This window comes from Caldimicrobium thiodismutans, assembly GCF_001548275.1.
GTDB lineage: Bacteria > Desulfobacterota > Thermodesulfobacteria > Thermodesulfobacteriales > Thermodesulfobacteriaceae > Caldimicrobium > Caldimicrobium thiodismutans.
The window spans coordinates 1,746,548-1,769,833 of the sequence record NZ_AP014945.1 but is presented as its reverse complement, the minus strand read 5'-3'; the positions used below and the strand labels follow the sequence as shown (position 1 = coordinate 1,769,833).

At 39.8% G+C, this 23,286-nt stretch carries 17 protein-coding genes, 1 tRNA gene and 1 pseudogene; 6 read left to right on the top strand and 13 right to left on the bottom strand.

All coding sequences use genetic code 11. The features are described from left to right. Positions 1-11: 11 nt before the first annotated feature. Positions 12-353, bottom strand: coding sequence for a hypothetical protein (locus tag THC_RS09350; RefSeq protein ID WP_148638855.1), 342 nt, complete (start codon positions 351-353; stop codon positions 12-14). Between the two features lie 928 nt (positions 354-1,281). On the opposite strand from THC_RS09350, the gene THC_RS08905 reads away from it, so the two are divergent. Continuing rightward, complete coding sequence (locus THC_RS08905) at positions 1,282-1,563, top strand: hypothetical protein (protein WP_068516373.1); 282 nt, start codon at positions 1,282-1,284, stop codon at positions 1,561-1,563. 11 nt (positions 1,564-1,574) lie between these two features. Then, positions 1,575-3,710: a ribonuclease R gene (gene rnr / locus THC_RS08900; protein ID WP_068516370.1), complete on the top strand. Its 2,136-nt coding sequence runs from the start codon at positions 1,575-1,577 to the stop codon at positions 3,708-3,710. Between the two features lie 4 nt (positions 3,711-3,714). On the opposite strand, the gene THC_RS08895 is transcribed toward rnr, so the two are convergent. Both THC_RS08895 and nikR read right to left on the bottom strand, forming a co-directional pair. Further along, positions 3,715-3,921: an amphi-Trp domain-containing protein gene (locus THC_RS08895; RefSeq protein WP_068516368.1), complete on the bottom strand. Its 207-nt coding sequence runs from the start codon at positions 3,919-3,921 to the stop codon at positions 3,715-3,717. Between the two features lie 11 nt (positions 3,922-3,932). Further along, positions 3,933-4,355, bottom strand: a complete 423-nt coding sequence (gene nikR / locus THC_RS08890) for a nickel-responsive transcriptional regulator NikR (RefSeq protein WP_068516365.1) — start codon at positions 4,353-4,355, stop codon at positions 3,933-3,935. 361 nt (positions 4,356-4,716) lie between these two features. Between nikR and THC_RS08885 the strand changes: the two genes are divergently transcribed. The 4 genes from THC_RS08885 (at position 4,717) to yajC (ending at position 8,429) form a co-directional block, all read left to right on the top strand. Beyond that, positions 4,717-5,769, top strand: coding sequence for a histone deacetylase family protein (locus THC_RS08885; RefSeq protein ID WP_068516362.1), 1,053 nt, complete (start codon positions 4,717-4,719; stop codon positions 5,767-5,769). Continuing rightward, the gene (locus tag THC_RS08880; protein WP_068516359.1) at positions 5,766-6,953 is read left to right on the top strand and encodes a pyridoxal phosphate-dependent aminotransferase; all 1,188 of its coding nucleotides are present in this window, start codon (positions 5,766-5,768) and stop codon (positions 6,951-6,953) included. The genes THC_RS08885 and THC_RS08880 overlap by 4 nt, the downstream gene beginning before the upstream one ends. Beyond that, on the top strand, positions 6,953-8,107 hold the full coding sequence (gene tgt, locus THC_RS08875; protein WP_068516355.1) for a tRNA guanosine(34) transglycosylase Tgt: 1,155 nt from the start codon (positions 6,953-6,955) through the stop codon (positions 8,105-8,107). The genes THC_RS08880 and tgt overlap by 1 nt, the downstream gene beginning before the upstream one ends. Positions 8,108-8,168: 61 nt before the next feature. Next, positions 8,169-8,429: a preprotein translocase subunit YajC gene (gene yajC, locus THC_RS08870; RefSeq protein ID WP_231938353.1), complete on the top strand. Its 261-nt coding sequence runs from the start codon at positions 8,169-8,171 to the stop codon at positions 8,427-8,429. Here yajC and trmFO read toward each other — a convergent pair. From trmFO to THC_RS09645, 10 genes and pseudogenes are all read right to left on the bottom strand, one after another. After that, positions 8,420-9,730 (bottom strand): methylenetetrahydrofolate--tRNA-(uracil(54)-C(5))-methyltransferase (FADH(2)-oxidizing) TrmFO, encoded by a 1,311-nt coding sequence (trmFO, locus tag THC_RS08865; RefSeq protein ID WP_068516347.1) that lies wholly within the window; start codon positions 9,728-9,730, stop codon positions 8,420-8,422. The two genes, yajC and trmFO, sit on opposite strands and share 10 nt — an antisense overlap. Before the next feature lie 202 nt (positions 9,731-9,932). Then, a tRNA-Gly gene (locus tag THC_RS08860) sits at positions 9,933-10,004 on the bottom strand. A 342-nt stretch (positions 10,005-10,346) separates the two neighbouring features. Further along, the gene (locus tag THC_RS08855; protein ID WP_068516343.1) at positions 10,347-10,595 is read right to left on the bottom strand and encodes an FmdB family zinc ribbon protein; all 249 of its coding nucleotides are present in this window, start codon (positions 10,593-10,595) and stop codon (positions 10,347-10,349) included. Between the two features lie 69 nt (positions 10,596-10,664). Continuing rightward, the gene (gene pheA, locus THC_RS08850) at positions 10,665-11,741 is read right to left on the bottom strand and encodes a prephenate dehydratase (protein WP_068516340.1); all 1,077 of its coding nucleotides are present in this window, start codon (positions 11,739-11,741) and stop codon (positions 10,665-10,667) included. A 47-nt stretch (positions 11,742-11,788) separates the two neighbouring features. Continuing rightward, entirely contained in the window at positions 11,789-15,364 is a 3,576-nt protein-coding gene (gene fdhF / locus THC_RS08840; protein ID WP_407922076.1) for a formate dehydrogenase subunit alpha, read from the bottom strand. After that, positions 15,353-15,874, bottom strand: a pseudogene (locus THC_RS09800) (2Fe-2S iron-sulfur cluster-binding protein); the annotation flags it as partial. The pseudogene THC_RS09800 and the gene fdhF, both read right to left, overlap by 12 nt. A 39-nt stretch (positions 15,875-15,913) precedes the next feature. Continuing rightward, positions 15,914-16,810 carry a dihydropteroate synthase gene (locus THC_RS08835; RefSeq protein WP_068516330.1) on the bottom strand — a complete coding sequence of 299 codons (897 nt, stop codon included), beginning with the start codon at positions 16,808-16,810 and terminating at the stop codon, positions 15,914-15,916. Positions 16,811-17,130: 320 nt separating this feature from the next. Next, positions 17,131-18,501, bottom strand: a complete 1,371-nt coding sequence (acsC, locus tag THC_RS08825) for an acetyl-CoA decarbonylase/synthase complex subunit gamma (protein ID WP_068516323.1) — start codon at positions 18,499-18,501, stop codon at positions 17,131-17,133. 23 nt (positions 18,502-18,524) lie between these two features. Next, positions 18,525-20,747: an acetyl-CoA decarbonylase/synthase complex subunit alpha/beta gene (gene acsB / locus THC_RS08820; RefSeq protein ID WP_068516320.1), complete on the bottom strand. Its 2,223-nt coding sequence runs from the start codon at positions 20,745-20,747 to the stop codon at positions 18,525-18,527. Between the two features lie 17 nt (positions 20,748-20,764). Next, positions 20,765-23,284, bottom strand: coding sequence for an acetyl-CoA decarbonylase/synthase complex subunit delta (locus THC_RS09645; protein ID WP_082706419.1), 2,520 nt, complete (start codon positions 23,282-23,284; stop codon positions 20,765-20,767). Between the last annotated feature and the right edge of the window lie 2 nt (positions 23,285-23,286).

Below are 23,286 nucleotides of genomic sequence, written 5' to 3'. Positions count from 1 at the left end.
TTAAAAATCTTTTATAACCTGTCATATTTAATTGCGGTCTTTAAAATAACCTCCCTTTCCTTGGAAGTATATCTCAAATCTTTATTTAGATGACTCTTGTATTTAAGGGTAACGCGAAGAATAAGATATACTCCTTTTTCAGGCATGGGACTTTTAAGAGAATAAGATTGAAGAGAGATAAGGGAAGGCATAATCTCCTCGGGTTGGTTAAAAAGGGATCTGTGAAAATTATCCTCAAGAAAATATTGATTTTTCTCAGGAAGATATCCAGCTTTTTGATAATAAACCTCCTTGGAAATCTCTTCATCTTTGAGAAATCTTTCTTTATAAAACTCAAACTCATAGAGAATCAAGACCTCTCCTTTTTGCCTTTTTAGAGATAATAAAACCTCCTGTAGAGGAAAATCTTTAAATTGAAGAGAAACAAGATAGATATTTTTTGAAGTCTTAAAAAGGGAGATTTTATCCACTTTAAGGGCAAAACAAGGGAGAGACAAAAAAAAACAGAAAACCAAAAGAAAAAAAATGACCCTAAGGGAAAACATTATTTTTTAATCTTACCAAAAGAAGAAAAAAGAGCAAGTTCTTGGATTGCCTCATTAAAAATCTATTCGAAATTTTATCGTTGCCTCATATAAAAAATCTCAGCTCCTCTCTTGAACCTTCACGAAAAAACTATCTATTTCGCCCCTCTTAAATTTACAAGCTTAGTTCTTTCGCAAAGCTTATTTCAAAGGAAAGAGTGGGTGGAAAGGTAAAGGAGCTTCACAGAGAGATAAGGAGATAGCAGAGAAGGCTTGAAAGAGCATATTTAAAGAAAAAGGGGATTATTCCCAAGGTAAAATTGACAACAAATAAGGGGAAGGTAAAATGATTTCATTTAGAAAATTATGTGAGGCAACGAAACCCGTTTCAAGTAGATTTTTAAGTGAGGCATTACGGATTGTTTTTATAAAAGTTGTCTAATCAATAAAAAATTTTTATCCAATGAATAATTATTGAGCTTGAGAAAATCATTTAAAAGGGATTTCTATCTAAACTAAAATAGTTTTATACTAAAGTAGTTTTAAAAAAGTAAGATTTTATTGTAGGTAACCAGAATTTTGAACCCCTTCCCTGTCAAAGTTCATATCCTTACAAAAAAAGAAGAGTGGAAAAAATGGGAAAAGTTCATTTTCCTACAACAGAAGTAGTTGAAAAAATCCTATAGAGTCTCAAAAGATATGGACGCATACGCGCCTTTGACAAAAGAAAAAAAATGATTAAAATATTTTTTAAATTATGAGGGGATTTAAACTTTACTCTTTTTCATTACTTATTATAGTTCTTTCCGCAGGAATTCTTTTTGTTCTTAAAAACTCTGGTTCAAGCTCAGCCCAAGATTTTAAGTGCCTTAAATGTCATAAAGGAAAGGACTCTCTGGAAAAGTATGTTCAGGAGAAAAAAATTACAAGTGCAGAAGAATTTAGAAAACTTGTAAGACAAGGGCCAAAAGCTGGTCTTCACCTTACTTCCTCTGATGAAGACCTGGAACGGGCTATAAAATATTTAGGCCTTAAATAAATCACCTTTGAATGTCAAAAAAGAAAGAAAAAACTCCTTTTAAAATCTCAAAAAAGCCTATCCCTTCTGAAGAAGGGATAATTCAACTTTTTCAAAAATCTAAAAAGGCCCTCTTACTTAAAGAAATCTATCATCTACTTAATGTTCCAAAAGCTGAAAGAGAACAAATAAGAAATTTAGTAAAAGCTCTGGTAGAGAAAGGCAAACTTATTCAGATTCGTAAAAGACGCTTTGCCTTACCAGAGAGCTTATCTATACTTAAAGGCAAGCTCAGGGTTCACCCCGATGGATACGGTTTTGTTGAAACAGAAGAGGGCAAAACGGTTTTTGTTCCCCAGAGGCGTTTAAATAAGGCCCTTGATGGTGATATAGTCTTAGTAAGAATTGAAAAACTTGCTCGTAAAGGACCTGAAGGAAGTATTGTCACTGTTTTAGAAAGACCGAGAAAAAACATTGTGGGCTATCTTGTTAAAAGACATAAATTTTTCTTTGTAGAGCCAGAAGACCGTCGTCTTCCCTTTGAGATCTTTATCCCCAAAAAAAAGCGATTGAAAGCTAAAGAGGGAAATCTTGTTGTTGCCCAAATCTTGCAATCTACCTCTGAATTTGGAGTCCCACTGGGAGAAATAATCAAGGATCTTGGGGACCCAGAAGAAATTACCACCCATTGCCTTGCAACTGTTTTTAAATTTAACCTTCCTCAAGAATTTAGCTCAGATGTAGAAAAAGAGCTTGAAAATATTCCAGATGAAGTTCCTGAAGAGGACAAAATTGGGCGGATTGATCTTAGAAATATCCCTCTTGTAACTATTGATGGAGAAAGTGCCCGGGACTTTGATGATGCCATTTGCGTTAAGAAAAACTCAAAGGGCTTTACTCTCTGGGTAGCCATTGCTGATGTTTCTCATTATGTTAAAAAGGGGTCTCATCTTGACCAAGAGGCCTATGAAAGAGGAACAAGTGTTTACTTTCCCAATATGGTGCTTCCCATGTTTCCTAAAAAACTCTCTAATGGACTCTGCAGTCTGAACCCTTTAGTGGATAGATTAGCCATGGTGGTTGAGCTTGACTTCACTCCCAAAGGAAAGATCAGGAACCGCAAAATCTATGAAGCTGTTATCCGCTCCCAGGCCAGACTTACCTATACAGAAGTAAAAAAAATGCTTCTTGATAAAGATAAAAAGCTCATTAAAAAGTATCAACACCTTTACCCCATGCTCCTTTCAGCAGGAGAGCTTGCTCAGATCCTTCGGGAGAAAAGAATGGCCAGAGGAAGTCTTGACTTTGATTTACCAGAACCAGAGATTATCCTTAATCTTGAGGGAAAGATTGAAAATATCGTAAAGCGAGAAAGAAACCTTGCCCATATGTTAATTGAAGACTTTATGATCACCGCAAATGAAGCAGTAGCCGAATTCCTTACAGAAAAGGGATTTCCCCTACTCTATCGTGTTCACGAAACTCCAGATTCAAATAAAGTAAAGGAATTAATTGAGTTTCTTCCCCTTGAAAACACAAAAATTAAAATCCCTGAAGAGCCTACGCCAAAGTTTTTTCAGAAACTTCTGGATCTTATTAAAGACCATCCACTGAGTTATCTCTATAATCATTTACTCCTGAGGTCTCTCAAACAAGCCAAATATTCACCTCATAATGTGGGACATTTTGGCCTTGCTTCAACCTGCTACTGCCACTTTACCTCCCCTATTCGTAGATATCCTGATCTTGTTGTTCACAGGGCCTTAAAAAGGGCTTTAAGAAAAAAAAGAGCCCCTTACACCGAAGATGAACTTGAGGAGATGGGAAAATCCTTATCCATAAAAGAACGGACTGCTGAAGAGGCTGAAAGAGAGGTCTTCAAAAAATTCCAGTGCTTTTTTATGAAGGATAAAATTGGAGAGGCCTTTTCTGGTATAATCTCAGGAGTAACAGCCTTTGGATTTTTTGTTGATCTAAAAGAATATTTGGTAAGTGGTGTGGTAAGAGTCGTTGATCTCGTGGATGACTTCTATGTGCTTGATGAAAAGGGAATAAGCCTTATCGGAAAACAAAAAGGAAAGGTTTACCAAATTGGCCAGACAGTAAAAGTAAAAGTTAAGAATGTAGATCTACGAAGATTTCAAATCAACTTTCAATTAATAGAATAAACTCTTAAAATTTCCATTCAATTTCCCATTCTACTTCTTTCTTGTTTTCTTTTTCTTTGTATTTGATTTCAAGTTCAAAGTTTTCAGGTAAATCTATCTTTTTTTCTCCAACCATAACATATCCCTGTTCAACCTGAGAGATTAATTCATTTAGATAAGCAATTAAGCCCTCTTTGTTGGTTAATTTTTCTACCTTCTCCTTTTCTGACATGACTACCCTCCTTATGCTGGTATATTTTTTCCAAGAGTGGTTAAAGCCAGATTAACATGCAAAACCCCTTTTAAGGACTGTATCTTATCAGCAAGATTTTTGATCTCATTTGCCCTCCCCTTAACAAGCACTATCTCTAAACACCTCTCATGATCTACATGTAGATGTTGAGTAGTAATAATTCTATCATAAAAATCGTGCTGAAGATCAAGAAGTTTATCAGTAAGTTCCCTTTTGTGATGGTCATAAAGATAGGTAATTACCCCAGCTACCTCCTCCTCAGATTCCTTCCACTCTTCTTCAACTAACTTTTGACGAATCAAATCCCTTATAGCCTCTGAGCGATTGGCATAGTGTTTCCTTTCAAGATATGCGTCAAAGGCCTTTAATAGCTCAGCAGGAAGGGAGACCCCAAATCTTGCCAGCTCATCCATATTATCTTTCCTCCCCTTTTTTAAAAAATTATAACACAAATTTTAGCAAATGCAAATATTTGTGCTACTTTGTTTCCTCTCTGTTTATCAATTCCGCGTAATACCTCATTTATTTTTCTAAATAAAATCATTTTCACCCCATCTTTTTTACAGTCAATTTTTTCTGTGAATAATTACCTTTTTTTCTAAGTATGCTCTTTCAAGTCTTCTCTGCTATCTCCTTATCTTTCTATTAAGCTCCTTTACTTTTCCACCCCCTTTTTCCTTTAAAATAAGCTTTGCAAAGGGACTTAAGGTCTACCGCGAGGTTGCTTTTTAAATTTCTTAATTTAAAATAGTCCTAAAAAAATTGGGTAGGAAAATGAAAAAAATAGCTATTCTTTATGATGAAATTTTTTTAAAACACAAGGCTGGGGACTGGCATCCCGAAAGTCCTTATCGCTTGGAGGCCATTTTAAGGAGAATTTCAGAACCAGATCTAAAAGACTTAATTGAATTTCACAAACCTGAAAGGGCAACCAAAGAAGAGATCCTCTGGAATCATACAGAAGAATTATACGACCTTATAGCAAGCACTTCAGGGAAACCCTTTTTTTCCTTAGACCCGGATACTGCTACCAATGAATACTCCTTTGAAGCAGCTCTTTATGCAGCAGGAGCCCAAAAAAAGGCCCTAAACCTCCTTCTGGATGAGGATTATAATTATGCCTTTGCTCTTGTTAGACCCCCAGGGCATCATGCAGAAAAAGATAGAGCTATGGGGTTTTGCCTTTTTAATAATGTTGCTCTGGCTGCTTTATATGCCAAACATTATTATAATCTTAAAAGAATTCTTATCGTAGATTTTGATCTCCACCATGGAAATGGCACCCAAAGATCCTTTTATGATGACCCGGAGGTCCTCTTTTTTTCAACCCATCAATTCCCCCATTATCCGGGGACAGGCAACTACACCGAGATCGGGGTAGGCATCGGAAGAGGTTATACCATTAATGTTCCACTAAAAGGCCAAAGTGGTGATGAAGATTTTCTGTTTTTTTATAAATATCTTTTAGAACCTATTGCCTTACAATATAAACCCGAGATAGTTCTTGTTTCAGCTGGCTTTGACTCCTTACAAGGAGATCCTCTTGGAAGTCTTCAATTAACTTTTGAAGGCCTCTCATGTATGATAAAAATCCTTCAAAAAATAGCAGAAACTTCAGCTCAAGGAAAGATTCTCTTTACCCTTGAAGGAGGATATAACTTAAAAAATCTCTCTGAAGGGGTAGCAACCATTTTATTTACTTTAGCAGGAAGCAAAAAAACTTCCCATCCAGATACCCTTTCTCCCTCAAGCTATGCTCAGACCCTTTATAACAAACTTGCAGATCTCCTAAATTTCAAAAATTACTGGGAGGTTGAAACCTTATGAGTCTCTCAAAACAGATTGAAAATTACTTAGAAAGAAGCTCTTGGATTAGAAAGATGTTTGAGGAAGGGCTCAAGCTAAAAAAACTTCATGGGCCAGATAAGGTCTTTGATCTCAGTCTTGGAAATCCTGATCTTCCCCCTCCAGTGGAAGTCAAAGAAACATTAAAAAAATTGGCAGAAAATTATAACCCTGATTTACATCGCTATATGCCTAATGCAGGATTCCCTGAGGTCAGGGAGATAATGGCTAAGAAAGTTTCTAAAGAACAAGGAATAAATGTTTCAAGTAATGAAATAATTATGACCTGTGGAGCTGCAGGTGCTCTAAATATAATTTTTAAGACCATTCTTGATCCTGGGGATGAAGTGATCTTTCCATCACCTTTTTTTGTGGAATACTTTTTTTATGTGGAAAATCATCAGGGTAAACCTATCCCTGTGCGCACTCAAGAGGACTTTTCCCTTGATCTACAAGCCCTGGAAAGGGCTATAACTCCAAAAACAAAAGCGGTGCTTATTAATTCACCCAATAACCCCACAGGACAAGTCTATACTTCCTCAGAAATTGAAGGGCTTGCTAACCTTTTAAAAGAAAAAGGGAAACTTTACGGGAAAACAATTTATCTTGTTTCTGATGAACCCTATAGAAATCTTATCTTTGATAAAGTAGAGGTACCTTCAATTTTCAAATATTATTCAGAATCCTTTGTAGCCTATAGCTTTTCCAAAGAGCTTTCCTTAGCTGGCGAGCGGATTGGCTTCGTAGCTGTCCATCCTGAAATGTCAGCCAGGGCAAAAATTCTTGATGGATTAATCCTTGCCAATCGTATTCTTGGATTTGTTAATGCCCCAGCTCTTGCCCAGAGAATTGTCGCTGAGTGTGCCTTTGCCAGGGTCGCAGTTGAAATTTATAAAAAGAGAAGGGATCTTTTGTGTTCTATGCTTGAAGAAGGAGGTCTTGAATTTGTTAAACCCAAGGGTAGCTTTTTTATGTTTCCTAAGGTACCTATGGATGATGTAAAATTTTGTGAAATTCTTAAGGAAGAACTTATATTAGCAGTTCCAGGAAGGGGATTTGGAGTGCCTAATCACATAAGGCTTGCCTTTTGCGTTTCCGAAGATGTTATCCTGAAGATGAGGCCCAATTTCCTGAGAGCCTGTGAAAGAGCCAAAGAACAGAGCTAATGTTTCTTTTCAAATTACTTTATTCTGATTCTAAAACTCAGGCAAGAATTGGCCAGATCATAACTCCCAGAGGAGTTATTGAAACTCCAGTATTTATGCCTGTTGGAACAGCAGGCACAGTGAAGGCTCTTTTTCCAGAACTCGTAGCCTCCCTTGGTTTTTCCATCATTCTTGCGAATACCTATCACCTTCTTTTAAGACCAGGCCCAGAGATCATTAAAAATGCAGGTGGATTACATGCCTTTATGAACTGGAAAGGGCTTATTCTTACTGATTCTGGCGGATTCCAGGTCTATAGTCTTTCCTCCTTTCGCAAAATAACCTCAGAGGGTATTCTTTTTCAATCCCATCTGGATGGTTCTGAATACTTTTTGACTCCTGAATTTGCCCTTGAGATTCAGCTAATGCTTAATTCTGATATACTCATGGTCCTTGATACCTGTATCCCCTACCCCTCGGATATAGAAAAAACTCAAATCTTAACTGAACTTACTCATAAGTGGGCCATAAAATCTCTTGAGTTCTGGGAAAGAAATAAAAAGGAGGGAAAGGCCATCTTTGGAATCGTCCAGGGAGGAATGTTTGAAGATCTCCGTAAAGAAAGTGCCAGATTTATAGCTAATCTTCCCTTTAATGGATATGCCCTGGGAGGTCTCTCAGTAGGGGAACCCTTTGAGTTGAGAAATGCGATGCTTGATATTGCTATCCCTGAACTTCCTGAGGGAGCCCCGCGCTATTTAATGGGAGTCGGAACTCCTCTTGATTTAGTAGAGGCTGTTATCCGGGGGATTGATATGTTTGACTGCGTATTACCAACCCGCAATGCCAGAAGGGGAAGTTTATTTACTTCTCAAGGGATAATCTCCATCAAAAGCTCAAAATACAAAGAGGATTTTTCTCCCCTTGATCCAGAATGCAGTTGCTATACCTGCCGAAATTACACCAAGGCCTATTTGAGACACTTGTTCTTGGCTAAGGAGCTATTAATTTACAGTCTTCTTACCCTTCACAATTTAACTTACTATGCTAAAATAGTTAGACAAATAAAAGAGGCGGTAAGAACAGGTAATCTTTCTGCATTAAGGGAAGATTTATATCTCAAATATTACAAAACCAGCAAGGAGGAAGATGATGGATCTGATGTCAATTTTTAAGGTATCTGAGGTTTTAGCAATGGCCCCTCCACCTCAAGGACAGGGGGGACAGGGGGGGATAATGGGGTTAATAGTTACCCTTTTGCCCCTTATTCTCATCTTTGTCATCTTCTATTTTCTTTTAATTAGACCCCAACAAAAAAGGATGAAGGAACATCAGAAATTTCTTTCTGAACTCAGCCCCGGGCAAAAGGTCTTTACCAATGGTGGAATTGTGGGAAGGATTGCCAAAATTGAGGGTGATATAGTTTGGATAGAAGTGGAAAAGGATGTGCAAATCCCGGTTATAAAGGGATATATAGCCGGGACTTTTCAGCAGTAGATAACTTTTTCCCAGGCTTTTAATCTTTGTAAAGCCCTTTCTGCTAAGCGAAAATATTTCTCTTTTTTGGGTATTCTGGGATTTTCTAAAGGGGGCAAGAGCCCCCAATTAATATTCATAGGTTGAAAGTGTTTAGGATTTGCTGTTTGTAGATAATGCACTAAAGCTCCTAAGGCAGTCTCCGGCGGAGGAGTTATAAGAGGTTTGCCCTGTAAAAGCTGAACTGCGTTTATCCCAGCCAGAAACCCCATGGCAGTTGATTCCACATAACCTTCTACACCAGTAATCTGTCCAGCTAAAAAAATCTGGGGATAATTTTTAAGTTGCAAATAGGGGGTTAAAACTAAGGGGGCATTGACAAAGGTATTTCTGTGAATGGAGCCAAACCTTGCAAACTCAGCTCTTTCAAGACCGGGGATCTTCCGGAATATCCTTTCTTGCTCAAAATATTTCAACTTGGTTTGAAATCCAACCATATTGTATAATGTTTTTTCTTTGTTTTCAGGTCTTAATTGAACAACTGCATAAGGCTCAAGACCAGTTTTTGGATTTATGAGACCTGTTGGCTTCATGGGGCCAAATCGAAGAGTATCTTTGCCTCTTTCTGCCATAACCTCAATGGGAAGACAACCTTCAAAATAGCGTGGCTCTTCAAAATCTCTTAAAGGGACTTTATCAGCCTGTATTAGTTCTTCAACAAAGGTTTCATACTCTTCTTTTGTCATAGGACAATTCACATAAACACCCTCATCAGGGGTGCCCCTATCAGCTACAAAGACCTTTTCCCAGTCAATGGAATCAGCGTAAATAATGGGAGATAGGGCATCATAAAAATGTAAAAAGGGCACATCTGTAAGACCTAATAGGTTTTGAGTTAAGGCTTCCGAGGTTAAAGGGCCTGTAGCTATAATTATAATTTTATCTTGAGGGATTTCTGTAACCTCTTCTCGTATGACCTCAACAAGGGAATTTTGAGTGAGCCTCTGCGTGATATAACTGGCAAAACATTGCCTATCAACTACCCAAGCCTTTCCGCCTGGAATCTGACACCTTTCCGCTGCCTCCATAATCAGAGAGCCAAGAATTCTTAACTCCTCCTTAAGAAGACCAACAGCTTTCGTAAGCTCCTTGGAACGAAGGGAATTGGAACAAACAAGTTCTCCAAAGAGCCCTGTTTTATGCGCAGGAGTAAGTTTATGGGGACGCATTTCATAGAGTTTTACCTTAATTCCTCTTTTAGCTATTTGATAAGCTGCTTCAGAGCCAGCAAGCCCTGCACCAATTACAATAATTTCTTCCATACCCTTCCTCTGAACTTTTGATTTAACTTTTCAGGACTTAAATTAAAGTCAATTTTTTTATTTTCAACACATCAAAGGGAAATTACTTATCCTTATCAGGCAAATATTGATTTGAAAGGATGGTTTTATAAGATTCTCCAACTAATAAGTAAAAAGGTGGCTACAAGTAAGAGAGTATATTTTTAAGGATGAAAGAATTATAAGCGGGCGACGGGATTCGAACCCGCGGCCTGAAGCTTGGGAAGCTCCCGCTCTACCCCTGAGCTACGCCCGCACTTTTGTATTATTATAAATCACATTTTTAAAATGGCAACCTCGCGTATGCGTCCATATCTTTTGAAACTCAAATCTGCCCCTGCATCTAACCCAAGTCAATCATTTTTGAACAATTTTTATCTAATTTTCATTTTACTGTAAGGGCAAACCTATGTGTTTACCATCTTTTAGCAAACCTATGTCTTTGCCCGTTGTGAGTTCATTTAAACTATTAAGCAAATACTCAAGGATTGGACAGACACTATAGATTTGCCCCTCCTTTAACCTCTCACTTCTCACCTTTCACCACTCTTCCTTTTTCTTGTAAGGATATGAACTTATGCAGTAATGTCCTGATCTTTTAAGATAAATTCCCTGTTTTTTCTGTTTCAGGTTTATTCCCCTTTTCTCCACTACCATTCTTTTTTTCCTTTCTTACATAATCAGTTACATACCAGCCTGTGCCTTTTAAAATAAACCCCGTATTTCCGATTAATCTCACAAGGTCACCACCACACTTATCACAAACTTTAAGTGGTTCTTCAGTTATTTTTTGCCATACCTCAAAATAATGTCCACACTTAGCGCACTCATACTCGTAAATAGCCATCCTCAGCACCTCCAGATGAGAGATTTTTGAAATAAAAATATAAAGCAGAAACCCAAAGATTAAAGGGGATTAAACCTGTCTTCCCTTGGGATAAGAACCAAGCCAAACCACTTGAATACAATATTTTTGCATCTCTTCAAGACAGTTAGATACCTCTTGATCTTTAATATGGCCCTCGCAGTCAAGGAAAAAGATATATTTCCAGGGTTCATTTTTGGAGGGTCTACTCTCAATCTTTGTTAGATTTATTTTCCTCTCGGCAAAACACTTTAGCACCTCAAAAAGAGCTCCGGGCTTATCAGCAACACTGAAAATAAGTGAAGTTTTATCCTCACCTGTTGGTGGCATCTCAACTTTTCCAATTATCCAGAATCGCGTAGAATTCCCCTTAAGGTCTTCAATGTTTTTAGCTACAATCTGGAGATGATAAATTTTAGCAGCCATAAGACTGGCTATAGCAGCAACGGTCTCATCCACAGCTGCCCATTTAGCTGCAAAGGCGGTTGAAGAAACCGTTTCAATGGGCACAGATGGAAGTTTTTTTCTGAGCCATTTCCTACATTGGGCAATTGCTTGAGGATGGGAGAGAATCTTTTTTATATCCTCAAGTCTTCCCGTCTGATTCATAAGATGATGACTTATAGCTTCATAAATTTCTCCACAAACCTTAAGGCCATACTCATAAATAGCATCCAGAGTGGTTGCCACAACCCCTTCAATGGAATTTTCTATCGGGACAACTCCAAAATGGGCCCTCTCAGAACTTACTTCCTCAAAAACATCAATAATGGTCTCAACAGGAATGAATTGGGCAGAAGTTCCAAAATAGTGTTGGGCAGCAATATGACTAAAGGTTGCCTCTGGGCCAAGAAACGCTACCCTTGGCTTTTCCTGTGAGGCCCTACAGGCTCGAATAATCTCTGAATAAATTATCTTAAGGGTCTCCTCAGGGAAAACCCCCTGGTTAAGCTCAAGAACTCTTTTAAGAATTTGCTTTTCCCTGCCCAGATCAAAGGTTTGAACCCCTTTGGATTCTTTAATCCTGCCAATCTCTTGAGCAAGCTTAAGTCTCTCTTTTAAAAGCTTTATTATTTCTGCATCAATTTGATCAATCCTGGCTCTTAAGGGAAATAGCTTTTTATCCATAATAAACCTTAATTTAACTCTCTTTTAAAAACGCTGCAAGAAGTTTTTTAATTTAAAGGTAAGAGAGCAACTGCAGAGACCTTATATTCAGGGGTCTCCATAAGATCATCCAGTCCCGGGCTAACAAGTATATTGGTAAGGGCACTTTCAAAATGAAAATCTGTATAGATTAAACCCTCAGGAACTCTTTTATCCAGATGAGCCCTAAAAATAGCCTCTCCTCTTTCATTCCAGACTTTAACCTTAGCCCCCTCTAAAATACCAAGCCTTTTAGCATCCTCTGGATTTAGATCTATAACAGGCTCAGGATAGAGTTCCATCAAAGTCTGGCACCTTCTGGTCATACTTCCGATATTATAATGCTCAAGTTTTCTTACTGTTACTAAAATAAAAGGATACTGGTTTGAGGGCTCTTCAAAGGGTGGTAAGTATTTTGCTAAAGCAAGATGAACCTTACCCTTAGGGAAACCATTTGTAAAAAGCATAGATGTGCCGGGATGAGTTTCATCTAAACAGGGCCATTGAATTCCTCTTTCTTTAAGCCTTTCATGTTTTATTCCTCTGAAAGCTGGCCAGACCTTACCGATTTCTTCAGCCACATCTGCAGGTGATTGATAATTCCAATTAAAACCGAGAATATGAGCTAATTTGGTTAAAATTAACCAGTCAGGCAGGGCCTCTCCTGGAGGGGAAACTGCCTTTTCAAAGAGTTGAACCCTTCTTTCGCCGTTTGTGAAGGTTCCACACTTTTCAAAAAGACAGGCTGATGGTAAAACCACATGGGCATATTTTCCTGAAAGGGGCATGAAGATATCTTGAACCACAAAAAAATCAAGGTTACTCAGGGCCTTCCAAACTGAACCTATGTCTCCATGGCTCATGGCTACATCATATCCCATAGCATAAAGAGCCTTAACTTTCCCTTCCAGAGCCTCTTTTAAGAGAGTAGGAAGGGTTTTTCCCTCAGAAGTGGGCAAATTAGTTCCCCAGACCTCTTGAAATCTCAGTCTAACCGTGTCATCAAGAACACTCTGATATCCAGGAAGCACATAGGGAAGCCCACCCATATCACAGGCACCCTGAACATTATTCTGACCTCTTAAAGGCATGGCTCCACAGCCTGGTTTCCCCCAAAAGCCGCAAAGGGTTGCAAGATTGGCTGCTGCCATGGCTGTATAGGAACCTGATCTATGTTCGGAAACCCCAAGCCCCCAAAGAATAAGAGCTCTCTTTGCCTGAGAATAAAGATAGGCTGCCTCTTCAATTAGAAAAGGCTTAAGCCCTGTATATCTGCTTGCCTTGGCAAGATCCCACTCACTTAAGATGTAATGTTTGTATGCCTCAAAATTGTCCACATTATTTTCCACAAACTCTTTATCATAGAGCTCCTCTTTTATTATCACATGGGCCATTCCATTGAGAAGAGGTATATTACTTCCTGGTCTTAAAGGTAAAAAGAGATTGGCTTTATCTGTAAAATAAATTCTTCGTGGATCAGCAACCAGGCACTTAGTTCCCTTTTCAAGGGCTTGCTTGATTTTCTGAGCTACAATGGGATGAGCATCCCAGGAATTTGTCCCTACAAGAAATAGAAGGTCTGCATTATAAATTTCGTCAAAATTAACACAGGCAGCTCCTGTTCCAACTGTGGCCGCAAGACCTGCGACCGATGGAGCATGTCAGACCCGCGCAGGATTATCTACATTGTTAGTCTTAAAAATACCCCTGGCTATCTTTTGCATGAGATAGTTTTCCTCATTGGATGTGCGTGCAGAGCAAAGAAATCCTAAAGCCTGAGGGCCATATTTATCTCTTATCTTCAAGAGATTTTCAGCCACAAATTCAAGCGCTGTCTCCCAAGAGACTTCCTCAAAGTTCTTCAAGCGATCCTTACGGAGAAGAGGCTTAGTTAATCTCTCCTCACTTTTATAAAATTCAAAACCAAAACGTCCCTTTACACAGGCATAGCCATAATTAGGGGCAAGATCCCTCCCTGTAACTTCTAAAATAGTTCTATTTTTGACCCAAATAGTTAGATTACAGCCAACCCCACAATATCCACATACTGATTTCACTGCTCGAGCATTATTCCTGTTATAGGGCACAAGGAGATTTTTCTTTATCAAAGCACCTGTGGGACAGGCATCCACACAGGCCCCACAATTAATGCAAGACTCCGTAAATCTAAAAGTGATATGTTCCGTTGGCTTCCCTTTATTAACTACTCTAAAAAAGATAGCTGAATAAGGACAGGTTCTTACACATCTTTCACAGGCAATACACTTATTGGAATCTACCTCAATAAGAGGGTGATTTTTCTGAATGGCATATTTAATTTTTTTGCGCGCCTTAGCAACTCCTACATCCTCCTTAATAAGAAGTTCTCTAAACTCACACTTATGAATTCCCAGGCAACCACACCTTAAACAGCGATTGGCCTCTTTTAAAGCCTCTTCCTTTGTTAAACCTATGAGAACCTCTTCAAAATCACAAACTCTTTCCTTGGGATCCCTTTCCTTCAGTTGAGCCCTTTCTTCAGGAATGAAGAGATCCAGGAAGTTTGAATCAAACTCTTCTGCTCTTTTCCCACGGGAAAAATCATATTTAACAGTGATAGGGGTCTTTTCAAGGGGTCTCTTTTCCAGAAAGGCTGAAATAGTTTCAGCTGCTTTTCTTCCCGAAGCAACCGCCTGAATAACAGTCTTAGACCCATAAATAAAATCGCCACCAGCAAAAACTCCCTCAAGATTTGTGGAAAGTGTCTTGGGATCAACCTTTATATATCCCTCAGGATTGACCTCAAGTTGGGACTCAAGCTCTCCAAAGGCCCGAAATTCATCCGAGGGAACCTCACCCCAGGCCCTGAAGACAAGGTCGAACTCCTCTTCAAAGGCTGTCTCGGGAAGAGGTTTAATCTCCTTTTTTTCTGTTAAACTTGTTCTTACAAAGGTTACCTTATAAGTGCCATTTAATTTCTCAAGAGTCCAGGGCGCGGTAACATATATGAAATTTACTCCTTCCTTCTGGGCATAGCCTACCTCTCTCTGAGGAACAGGAACTTCCATCCTTGAGCGTGGATAGTAAATAGTTACGGAACAGCCTAATCTTCGCAGGATCCTGCTTAACTCAAGAGCTGTATAACTACAGCCTAAAAGAGCTACCTTTTTACCCTGAAATTTCTCCTTTTTAATTAGCCCTTTGTTAAAATCATAGAGAAAATTAAAGCCACTTTCAGCCAGTTCTTCTCCCTGAAATCCAAAACATTTCTCTTTCCTTGAGCCAATAGCTATAAAAATAGCCTCAAATCCAGATGCTTTAAGATCTTTAAAGGTAAAATCTTTACCCCAGCTCTTCCCCCCCTGAAAGGTAATTCCCATTTTAAATATATTCTCAAGCTCCTTTTTCAGGACATTACGGGGGAGTTTAAAAGAGGGAATTCCATATCTTAAAAGGCCACCTGGTTCCTCTTCTTTATCAAAGATTGTTACTTGATATCCCTTTAGCCTCAAGAAATAGGCACAGCTAATACCAGCTGGACCTGCACCTATAATGGCTACCCTTCTATTATTCAAAGGAGGAAGTTCCAGAGGAAGTTCTCCATGTTCAAGACAATAATCTGCCACAAATCTCTTGAGATTATTTATGGCTACCGCTTGATCTACCAGTGCCCTTCTACAAACAGGCTCACAAAATCTGGGACAGACCCTTCCTACCACAGCAGGTATAGGAAGCTTTTCCTTAATAAGGGCAAGGGAGGCCTTAAAATCTCCTTTGGCAATAAAACCAATATACCCCTGGATATTTAAACCTCCGGGACAGGGAGTATGACAGGGAGCTTTGCAATCTCCATAATGATTAGCAACCAAATTTTCAAGAATCTTTTTTCTAATATCTTTAATCTCGGAAGTATCTGTCTCAACCTTTATCTCCTTTTCTATGCGATAGCTACAGCTTCTAACAATACCTTCCCCTTCAATCTTAACAATACATAATCCACAGGGATTAGACGGTAAAGTTTTCTCTTTAAGATAACATAAAGTAGGAACATAAATGCCTTCTCGTCTAAGCACATTAAGAAGAAGCTCACCTTTTTCAGCTTTTATTTCTTTTTGATTTACCTTAATTTTCAGCACAGCTCTAACTCCTGAGGTAATGGACAATCTTTTTAATATTTATAGCTCTAACCAGGACTCAGAGAAAATACTCTGGCCACTCAAAACCTTGTAAGTCTTATAAATTTCAAGTTCCTTAGGAGTAAGCCCTTTTGGATCAGGTTCTTCCCCATCCATCATCCGATGAACAAGAGCTACCCAATCGGGATGCTTACCTTTGGCAACCTCCACAAGCTCCTTATCATAAACATCCACAATAGCGCTATAAATATCATACTTCATAAGCATCATAAGCATTACCCTGTTAAGATAGGGTCTAAGATGATGGGCTACTCCGTTGGAAACATTGGAAAGACCTATTGTGCTTTTAGCTCCCGGGGCAATATCTTGAAGCATAGATAAAAAGGTAAGGGCCTCCTGAATCTGCTCTGCTCCAAGAGTAATAGGAGTCAAAATAGGATCTACCCAAATCTTCTCATTAGGAATACCGTATTCGTTGAGTTTCATGATGAGATCTACAGCAAGGGCTGCCCTTTCATTGGCATCTCTTGGAAGTCCCTCAAGCCCCCAGAGTAGTGCCACCACATCACAGCCAACCTCAGCTGCAAAGGGTCCAAGTTTTTCAAGTCTCTCAGGCTGAATTGAAATGGAGTTCATGAGAAAGGTAGAAGGCTTTCTTGAGGCCTTAATTCCTGCTATCATTGCATCAGGATTAGTAGTGTCTAAGGAAAGGGGAGTATCCACAACCTCCTCCACCACCTTTACAATCCAGCTTGCAAGCTCAGGGCCGTCCTTTTTAGCTGGTCCAATATTGAGATCCAAATAATCGCCCCCAAGCTCAGTTTCTTCTTTGGCCATCTGTTGAATAGGTTGAGGATTCCTCTCTTTCATAGCAGGCCCTGTTTTTTTACCCATAATGTTTATACTTTCAGCAATGCAAACTACAATCTCTCCCATTTTTCTACCTCCTGCAATTTTTTGTTTATAATATAAGCATGTGCTCTTTGCAAAAAATCTCTTCTATCCACATTCAAAACTCTTTTTTCTTAAAAGCCAAATTGAAGAACTCTCCACTTTTCTAAAGAGATTATCAAATATTATACAGGGCTTAATCCTGCGATTAAGAGTCCCGGTAAATGGAAAAGCAATAAAGGTATTTCTAAAAAGGGAAGTGCCTAACTTGTTCTTCCCTTTAAGAGGATTAATAATACCGGGATGATTTGCCATGGCAAACATTTTTACCTTATCCTATTTTGATAGTTGACTCCTTTTTATTTTTAAGCCGCTTTAGCGGTTTCTTTCAGTTCTGCTGACAACTTTTTAAGAAAAGCTGGAAGACCGCTTGCCTCTCTTGGACCAACAATAATCTCCCAGCCAGGTAGCTCCTCCTCAAGTTCCCCTTTAATTCCTGCTAAATATCCAGGAATGGAGATTTTACGGTGTTTTACCTTTCCCTCTATGCCGCATTTTTTTACAAATTCTGCAATACTATCTGCACCAAATTTTCCAGCAGCCCATGCAGTCAACACTGAAAGTCCATCGGTATTTTTTATCAACAACCAGGTGGGCACCCTACTTCCCTCCACCTCACCATTTACAATAAAGTAAGTAAGGGCAAAATTGCAAGTGATGATAACTGGAGAATACTCATCTGGTCCGTTCACTGGATAAATGCCCTCTTCAACAACAAGAGGCTTCTGAGGATCGGTAAATATATTCATCCTTTCAACTAAAAGATTGAAAAGGCTTTCTGCCCTTAAATCCGAAAGGATGATCACGCTGGCATACTTAGCAATAAGCATCCCAGCAATTGAGCTTTCAAGAAGATAATCATCTGTATACTTATAAGAAAAGGTTATTACTGGAAATCCAAAAGGTTTATAGCGTTTTTTTATTGCAGACCTACGAATAATAACTAAGTCTTCAAAAAGTTCCCTCACATTTTGGGAACCGGGATCAAGCACTAAATCTTTAAGTCCTTTCTGAAGGGCACGCTCCGAAAGCTCTGTTAGTTCATCTAAAGAGTTCCCTAACAAAGTCAGAGGCACCTTGGTCTCCTCTGCAAGCCCAGCCATCTCATCAAAATTTTGACTGTTTGCCCCATAAAGAAGGGGTTTAAAATCTCCACAGGCCGAGATTCCCTTTTGTAAAGAAGGTTTATCTCCAGAAAGAATTATAGCCACCTGAGGAAGTTCCTCTCTTATCCTTTTTACCAGGGATTCAAATTTTTCTGAAGCCCCGTCACTTTGAAGGAAAACCACATCTGGCTGAAGCTTAATCCCTACTCTGTCCCATACCAGGTTCTTATAAAGTTGAATTCGCCTGTTTATTTCAGCTTCATCCATAGATGTGTTTATATAAGTTCCGATTAAAGGAGGATTTTCAAAGCGTTTTTCGTGACGAAAAAGAACTGTCTCCCCTCCCAAGGAATAAACAAAGTCTCCACCTCCAATTTTAACTGTTCGAATGGGTGGTGCCGTTGCTTCTGCTATCTCTTCAACTACCTTGGGATCTACATAAGGGCAGGCGGTAATTTCTGCCTGTCCTGCAGCAACTTTCATAGCAAAAGCCATACAGGTTGGAAATCCGCACTCCTTACAGTTCTTTTTAGGTAATTTACCAAGTATCTGAATTCCCGTAAGTCCCATTCCCCATATCCTCCTTAAAATTTTTATACTAAGGGAGGAAGCTTGAGCACAGGATGCTCAACCTTTTCAATCCAGGCCCTGACCTCTTCCTCAGTTGTGGCAACTGTCTCATCCGCAATCTTTTCTATAAGATCAGGAACTCCTAACTCCTCCGCACGCTTTTGAAGCTTATCTCTAAGTTCTTCCTTTAACATTTTTGGCATCCAAACAACCCTTAATAGTCCTCCCTCTGAAGAAAGAAACTTGGGAGAGGTCAAGTAATGCTTGGAAACTCCCATAAAACCAGGGGTCACTTGCCCTCCACCAACCATTCCCGCTAAGGTTGAAAACTTCATCCCTGTAGGAGTCATTCCCATATAGTCTCTGTTAACAATCATAATGCCATTTATAGAAGGTAAAAGGGCTGCAATTCCCTCCATACAACCACACACTGTCATAGGGTCTATAAGAATACTATAGAGACTTACCCTTTCCACAGCCCCACGAGAGGCTTGCTTTACAAACTCATTAACACCTGTAAATTGACCGAGAGTTGCATCTATTAGCTCCCCCTTAGGTATGGGTTGATTAGGCCCGGTAGGATTGATCTGATAACAGGCTTTTCCATCAAGCCAGTTATAAGCTCCACAGGCTCCAACTCTTTCTGGAGTTATCACACAGACATGATTGGGAGCAAAGCTCTGACAGAGAGTACAGGAGTAAAAGACATCCACTGTCTCATCGGTGAGCCCTGCAAGTCTCGCGTCTCTTTTCTCGTAAACCTCTTTGGCTAATTCAAGGATCTCTCTTACCTTATCCTCAACAGTATAAATGGTTACCTGACACTTATCTACAATAGCTCCATATTCCTGTCTGAGCTTAGCATAGAGGATGCGACCAACATGCACAAACTGGAATCCCTTTTCTACAGCTTGTTTACTGATTCTTAGCCACATAATATTTCTCTGACCCACATGCATTATGCCCTGAGCATAGTTTACTAAATGATGGAATTGTCTTTCCAGAATAGCCTCAAAGTCTTCTTGCATATTAACTCCAGCAACCTTTACCACCACTGCAAAGGGAAGCACATAAGGAGGCCCCTTGATCCCGAGTTTCTCTACATCACTTATTTCCGGTCCAATGACCTCAATTTTTCCGTCCTCTACCTCTTCAAGAGAACCTGTTAACAAAAGCTCTACCGCAGGAGATCTTCCTCCTCCACACTCCAGATAAAGATCATCTTTTCTAACTCTTTCCCCTTCAAAGGCTGGGGCATAGGAAACAGGAATATCAAGTTTTACCGCTGTAACCTTTAGACCTCTTACCTCAACAGCTCTATCTACAATCTCTTTGTGGGGGACCTTAGAGACCACATGTTCGTAAGTGCAAACACCAAAGGGCTTAATTTCAGGGATATCCCAGTCGGAAATTACGGGGAATCCCCAGTTAATAGCCCCGGCTCCATTGGCATACCATTCATCCGAAACCGGGCCAAAGGTAATGGCAAAAGCAAAGGTTCTATCCTTATTGTAAAGAAGGTTTCCAAGATAATCTCCTGGCTTAATTCCACCAAAGGACATTGCCACCCTGCAGGCAAAACCAATGGCAAAGACAACAGAGGTGTAATCAGGTCCAAAGGGAATTAAACGCGTGGGCCAGCCAAGCTGAACTCCTGCCTCTTTAAGCAAATAGGGCATGTAAATCCCATTGGTCTGATCATGCATAAAAACATAGAGATTCTTTTCAAGGAGTTCCTGCGCAATACGCTGAGCGGTCTCCTTATCCGGAGGAGCACCAAGGATAGCGGCAAAGCCCGGAGCTGTGCCATCCACAAACTCAACTCCCCTCTTCCTGAAAATAACATCATCGGCTGCTCCAAGCCAGATATTATTTTCTAAGGGTTCTTCTGTCTTGGTATATACATTGGGATCTTCAAGATATTTAATGGCCTCAATAATCTCCTCAGCAAAAAAAGTCGCCATTCCCGCATCCAGAGCCGGGCCCAGATAAGGAAGCCAGGTCTTTTCAGAAGGTATCTCAGGAAGAAGTCTCTTAGCCTCCTGCAAAACCTCTTCACAATCCCCAAGTCTCTTAACAGGATAACCGAGCATAGCATAAATTATAGGAAGATAATAAGCGGTATTGGGGAATCCAATCTCAGCCTCTTTTCCAAATTTTTTCACTGCCTCTTCATACTTCTCAAGGGCCCTCTCCAAAATTTTGTGAGCCCCTCTTATTGCTGCGGTTGCAATAATTTTGGACATAAACTCAACCCCCTTCTTTAACTTAAACTTAACCCATTAAAAAGTATCTTACACAACTCAACTGACTTAGGATGTCTCATAATGAGAAGGTCTCCACCAGCTAAAGCAAGAGTAACGCCAGTTAAGGCCTCCATAAGCACCCCTCTTGATTCTGCATCTCCCATAAGGGCATCTGTGGGAAGGCCGGCTTCCTTAGTTTTCCAAACCTCCTTACCGATACTACAGATAAAGGGCACCTGAAGTTTGGTATCCTGAGCAAAAAGGGCTGCAAGCCTTATCCTCTCCATAACAGAATAGGTATATTCAAGACCATATCCCAAAGCCCCAATCGATGGATCCATAAGTATTTTATCTAAGGCAAGCCCCATATTTTCAAGAAGAATATTTAACTGTTTTGCAAGATTAACATCTATAGGGCTTGAGGCAATTACAGGGATACTATAGCCCATAGCAACTGCAGCTAAGGTTCTGTGATTAGCTTCAACCACAGGACCAATTACCGCACCTCTAACTCCAACAATATCCGCAACATCCCTCAGGACCTCCACATCCTTTTCTGCATTTCCTGATCCCCAGACAATTAAAGGCACATCAACAGAAGAAACAACTTTTTCCGCTACCTTTTTAGCATGTTCTGCTGGAAGATTTAAAAAGTTGGGATCCGTGCCTAAAAGATACAAACAAATAGCCTCAGCTCCATACTCTTCAACACACTTTTTAGCCCAGAGGCCAGGATCGTGATAGACATCGCTATAATATTTAGATAAATGCTCTGGCCAGTCCTCTGGCTTTACATCAAGAATCTCAAAGGCAATTTTAAGACCATTTTTCATCTCCCCTTCAAAGAGATGAAAATTAATACCTGAGATTCCTCCAACCTTAAGGGCCTTCTCACCCTTACCTATCTGAACCTCTCTAATCTCACCATTTGCCTTTTCTAAATAAAGGTCTTGGGCAATCTTTGAAGCCCTTGCAGAAAGAGGTCTATAGACCCCTTTGAGTCCTCCTATTTTAACCTCAGCAGGTTTTACTTCAGGTTTGGGTTCAGGCTCCACCTCAGGCTTTACTTCTGGCTTTATTTCAGGTTTTGGTTCAGCTTTCACTTCAGGTTTTACTTCGGATTTTACCTCAGGTTTAACCTCAGGTTTGACTTCAGGCTTAGCTTCAGGTTTTATCTCTGGTTTTACTTCAGGTTTTTCTTCAGGTTTAAGCTCTGGTTTAACTTCGGGTTCAGCCTTTAGCTCTGGTTTTGCCTCTACAGGCCTTTCCTCAACCTTAACTGGTGGTTTTACCTCCACTGCAGGCTTAGGGATTTCTCTGACTATTGGACGAGCCTCTTTTTTCCCTAAAAATTCTTCCTCAAGTTTTACAATTCCCTCCTCTAAGGATTCCATACCCGATCTCAGATTCTTTAGACTTGCCTTAAGATCGGAAAGAATCTCAATTAATGCGGATATTTTCTCACCTGCCATTTCTACCTCCAGAGGTATTTCTTTTTCAACTATCTTTTCAACTATTACTTCCACTGGTTTTTCCACAATCTTTTCAACAACTACCTCAACAGGCTTTTCCACAATCTTTTCTACTACCTTTTCTACTACAAAGGGTGGGTGCATCTCCGCTATTGACTCTCGGGGTGAAAGCCCTGCCCTTTTCACAATCTCAGGAACAGCTTCCTCCCACTCAATAGCCATGATATGGACACCCCTGACACCAGGGATTTCCTTTACCTGCTGAATAATATCTACGGCAATCTGAATCCCCTCTTCTTTTTTGTCCTTAGCAGACTCAAGCCTCTGTATAATTTCATCAGGAACCTCAAGACCTGGGACATTGTATTTCATATATTTAGCCATCCCAAGGGACTTGGGAGGAGTTATTCCAGCAAGAACATAAACCTCTTCAGTAAGCCCTAAATCTTTAAGTTTCTCCATAAATTTTCTAAATTTATCCACATTGTAAATAATTTGGGTCTGAAAAAAGCGGGCTCCAGCGCGAGCTTTTTTAGCTAACCTAAAAGGCCTGAAATCAAAGGGCTCAGCAAAGGGATTTTCTGCAGCCCCCAAGAAAAAATATGGCCTTAAACCTTTTATCTCTTCTCCATTTTCAAATCTTCCCTCATTAAGTCCTTTAGCAAGTCTAAGAAGCTGGATAGAATCAAGATCAAAGACTGGTTTGGCATGAGGATGATTTCCAAACTTTGGATGATCCCCGGTTAAACAAAGAAGATTCCTGATACCCAGAGCACTTGCCCCAAGAAGGTCTGCCTGAATCCCAATCCTATTTCTATCTCTACAAGTCATCTGTAACACAGGCTCAAGCCCTTCACTTAAAACCAAAACTGCTGAAGCAAGGCTTGAAACCCTCACTACCGCAGTCTGGCAATCGGTAATATTTACAGCATCCACAAATCCTTTAAGAAGACGGGCCTTTTTCTTAATAACCTCGGAATCAGCATTCCTGGGAGGACCAATCTCCGCTGTAACTGCAAATTTTCCCGCTGAAAGCAGACTTTCAAGATGACTTTTTCTTTCCAAGG

Bases quoted from the DNA above. Each gene is read 5' to 3' on its own strand.
- THC_RS08905 (WP_068516373.1), top strand. From the start codon at position 1,282: ATGAGGGGATTTAAACTTTACTCTTTTTCATTACTTATTATAGTTCTT.
- rnr (WP_068516370.1), top strand. From the start codon at position 1,575: ATGTCAAAAAAGAAAGAAAAAACTCCTTTTAAAATCTCAAAAAAGCCT.
- THC_RS08895 (WP_068516368.1), bottom strand. From the start codon at position 3,921: ATGTCAGAAAAGGAGAAGGTAGAAAAATTAACCAACAAAGAGGGCTTA.
- nikR (WP_068516365.1), bottom strand. From the start codon at position 4,355: ATGGATGAGCTGGCAAGATTTGGGGTCTCCCTTCCTGCTGAGCTATTA.
- THC_RS08885 (WP_068516362.1), top strand. From the start codon at position 4,717: ATGAAAAAAATAGCTATTCTTTATGATGAAATTTTTTTAAAACACAAG.
- THC_RS08880 (WP_068516359.1), top strand. From the start codon at position 5,766: ATGAGTCTCTCAAAACAGATTGAAAATTACTTAGAAAGAAGCTCTTGG.
- tgt (WP_068516355.1), top strand. From the start codon at position 6,953: ATGTTTCTTTTCAAATTACTTTATTCTGATTCTAAAACTCAGGCAAGA.
- yajC (WP_231938353.1), top strand. From the start codon at position 8,169: ATGGGGTTAATAGTTACCCTTTTGCCCCTTATTCTCATCTTTGTCATC.
- trmFO (WP_068516347.1), bottom strand. From the start codon at position 9,730: ATGGAAGAAATTATTGTAATTGGTGCAGGGCTTGCTGGCTCTGAAGCA.
- THC_RS08855 (WP_068516343.1), bottom strand. From the start codon at position 10,595: ATGGCTATTTACGAGTATGAGTGCGCTAAGTGTGGACATTATTTTGAG.
- pheA (WP_068516340.1), bottom strand. From the start codon at position 11,741: ATGGATAAAAAGCTATTTCCCTTAAGAGCCAGGATTGATCAAATTGAT.
- THC_RS08835 (WP_068516330.1), bottom strand. From the start codon at position 16,810: ATGGGAGAGATTGTAGTTTGCATTGCTGAAAGTATAAACATTATGGGT.
- acsC (WP_068516323.1), bottom strand. From the start codon at position 18,501: ATGGGACTTACGGGAATTCAGATACTTGGTAAATTACCTAAAAAGAAC.
- acsB (WP_068516320.1), bottom strand. From the start codon at position 20,747: ATGTCCAAAATTATTGCAACCGCAGCAATAAGAGGGGCTCACAAAATT.